Raw genomic sequence first — 2,185 nt, forward strand, 5'->3', positions numbered from 1 at the left:
GCTGGCTTGCGACGTCATAGCTGTTCTTGACGATGCGGTCCGGCCCGGCGCCGCCCGCCGTTGCAGCGGTGCAGGCGCTCGCAGGAAGCGAACCGAACGTCGCACTGTTCATGCGCTGAACAGTGCAGTCGATCCGGCCCAGGGAATCGTAGCTAGTCTGCGACACAGCATAGGTCGTCGCGCCCGATTTGATTTCCGATTTGATCGGCCGCGCGTTGGCGTCGTAGGTCGTCGCGGATGCCTCGGCAACCGTCATTGCCGCCCAATCGGCGTCGGACTGGCTGTTGACGTTGCCGACCTCGGTCAGCGTGACCTGCCAATCGCTATTATAGGTCACCCGCTGTGCGAGATGCTTTCGCGTTCCCGCGCCGTCGGGATCTGGCCCCACGACGCCTATGACGCGGCGCCTCCCGTCATAGCGATAACGCGTCGTATCGGCCGTTCCGGCGAGCGGCCCGTCAACGGTCAGGACGTTGCCGACATTGTCATAGGCTATCGCCGTGGTCGCGCTTACGCTGCCGTTGCCCGCCGCCTTCGTGATCGACACGGGAAGCGCATTGGTGCTGTTGTAGGTGATGGTCGTCTTTTCTTCATCCGCGGTGCCGGCGCACGATGCCAGCGTCTGACACCTTGAAATCGCGCTCAGCACATACATGGCCGGACCGGCGATGAAGGAAGGGTCTGTCGGCCAGGCGGGTTGCCAATAGGTCGCAGAGACCTGTGTATAGGTGTAGCGCGTCTGCGGGCGCACGCCGCCCGGAGCCGCTGGCTCGGTCACCGTGAGCACACCGCCGTGCGTCGGGTCGTAAGTGTAATCGGTCTGATTGCCCTTGGCGTCCTTGGTCCAGATCGGCTTGTTGCAGGTGTTTATATTCGAGCAGCTTGCATCGAACCCCGCGGTAGTGACGATATCCGGCGGCGTTCCCGGCGTTTTCGAGATCGCGCGGGTTTCGGTGACGTTGCCTCTCGCGTCGTAGGCAAACTGGACCTTGTTGCCCTCGGGATAGGTGATCTCGGTTATGCGCCCCGTCGTGTCATAGAGGTAGCTGGTCGTCCGATTGAGTTCGTCGCGATAAGAACTGATGCGATTGGTCGTCGTGTCGCCGACATAAACGCGGGATTGTCCGTTCGGATCGGTGACCGTGGTTGTGCGGATGTTTCCGGCATCCGCGTAGCTATAGGTGTAGGTCACGCCCTTGTTTGTCGCGGTCGCCACACGGTTGCTGCCGTCATAAGTGACGCTCAAGTGGTGCGATGGCGGCGTTGACGTCGAGCGTCGCGGCCAGTTTCCGGTCAAGGTGCAGGTGTCAGCGACGGGGGAGCAGGCTTCGATATTGTTATTGATCGCGATTACGTCGGTCACCTGCCCCCAGGCGCCATAATTGTCGGGATCGAGCTTGGTCGCGTTGCTCGCATAAACGGGCTTCAGCTGATAGCCGTTGCTGTTGTTGATGCTCTGGACGCGCGACACATAATAGCGCTGTCCTTGGCAGGTGTTCAGTTCATAGCCGCCGGGACAATAAATCTGCACCTTCATCGTGATCGTGATTGTAGTCCCATCGGGATATTTGATGCTGCCGATCCGCGCAATGTCGCCCTCGTAGAAGGGCAACGCATAGCCGGAATTTCCGGCGAACTTCGCGACCACGCCATCGCGAGACGTGTAGGTATAAATGCCGCCGGCGAGCACGAGCGTCGCACCATTGCCTTCGGTCGACGTGTACGCACCCGTAAAGCTGTCCGACATCGTACCAATGCTGACGACCGTCTGCCCTCCAATGACCTCAATCGCCGATAGCAGAGAGTTCACGCCGCCGGGGCCGGTTAGATACTCCAGCGTCAGGCCGTGATGATCGGAAGGGCCGATCGACAGCCAGGACCGCGGCGCCGGGGCGAAGGAGCCGCGGATGACGTCGACGCCATTTTCATCGACCGACTGGCGCACGGGCGCCGGCACCAACTGCCCGGTGGTCTGGCCGAATGCCGGTGTCCCGAAACCCAGCGCCAGCATTGCCGACAGGCACAGCAAGATGCGGCAACATTCGCGAACAAATTGTTTGAACACTCTATCCCCCATTTCTCTTGCAAGCATCGTCGGCGACGCGCCGGACGCGATCAGGGAGGCGGATTGGGCGAGTTGGTCACTTTCAGCCGCGTGCGATTGTCCGCCTTGTCATGCTCATAG

1 pseudogene is annotated in these 2,185 nt (G+C 61.1%); it reads right to left on the bottom strand.

Annotated elements, in window-relative coordinates:
• Positions 1-2,065, bottom strand: a pseudogene (locus HUW43_RS03620) (RHS repeat protein); the annotation flags it as partial.
• Between the last annotated feature and the right edge of the window lie 120 nt (positions 2,066-2,185).

Source organism: Sphingopyxis sp. LK2115 (genome assembly GCF_014595975.1).
In the GTDB taxonomy this organism is placed as follows: domain Bacteria; phylum Pseudomonadota; class Alphaproteobacteria; order Sphingomonadales; family Sphingomonadaceae; genus Sphingopyxis.